General features: G+C 57.1%; 1 pseudogene. It reads left to right on the forward strand.

Annotated elements, in window-relative coordinates:
- Positions 1-457, forward strand: a pseudogene (locus Xinn_RS21525) (host specificity protein J); the annotation flags it as partial.

The raw sequence follows: 457 nt of genomic DNA on the forward strand, positions 1-457 counted from the left end.
CCGGATGGTCACGTTTACCGTGGGGCTGGACGGCAAAATCCCGTTACCCGGTTACATCATCGGGGTGGCGGATGAAATGCTGGCCGGTCGCGCACTGGGTGGGCGTATTCATTCAGCGTCGGGACGCAATATTACGCTTGACCGGGTCTCCTCTGCGAAAGCCGGCGAGCGGCTGATACTCAATCTCCCATCGGGGAAAGCGGAAGGCCGCACCATTCAGGCGGTCAACGGGGCCATCATCACCGTCACCACCGATTACTCCGAAACCCCGGTCGCGGAAAGTGTCTGGGCGATTGATGCCACGGATTTGGCGGTGCAGCAATTTCGGGTGACTGGCATCAAAGAGGGTGACGATGGCGTTTCATTTGAAATGACCGCCATTGAGCATAACCCGGATAAATACGCCCATATCGACACCGGTATCCGCATTGATGAACGGCCGATTTCGGTTATTCCA

The organism is Xenorhabdus innexi (genome assembly GCF_002632485.1).
Lineage (GTDB): Bacteria > Pseudomonadota > Gammaproteobacteria > Enterobacterales > Enterobacteriaceae > Xenorhabdus > Xenorhabdus innexi.